This is a genomic window from Peribacillus sp. SIMBA_075 (assembly GCF_046534585.1).
This window is the reverse complement of the sequence record NZ_JAWRYN010000384.1, coordinates 1-291: the sequence shown is the minus strand read 5'-3', so window position 1 is coordinate 291 and position 291 is coordinate 1. Positions and strand designations below refer to the sequence as shown.

Here is a 291-nt window from a genome sequence, read left to right as displayed (position 1 = left end):
CTACATTATCGCCGCCATACATCCAACCAGCTATAGTAAACATAATGCTAGTAATAATATAAGCCGGAACATCTAATACGAGCATAGCTCGAACGTGAGCAATAACGTCTACTTTCGCCATAGAAGCTGCAAGAACTGTGCTATCAGAAAGTGGTGATAATTTGTCGCCGAAATAAGCTCCTGAAAGAACTGCACCCGCAACAAGCGGAAGTGGTAATCCAAGTCCCTCACCAATCGCCATCATAGCAATACCCGCTGTTCCTACTGTTCCCCATGATGTTCCTGTTGCGA

General features: G+C 45.0%; 1 protein-coding gene. It reads right to left on the bottom strand.

Annotated elements, in window-relative coordinates:
- Positions 1–291: Na+/H+ antiporter NhaC family protein (locus SB775_RS28690; RefSeq protein WP_410864582.1), on the bottom strand; the 291-nt coding region annotated here is incomplete at both ends.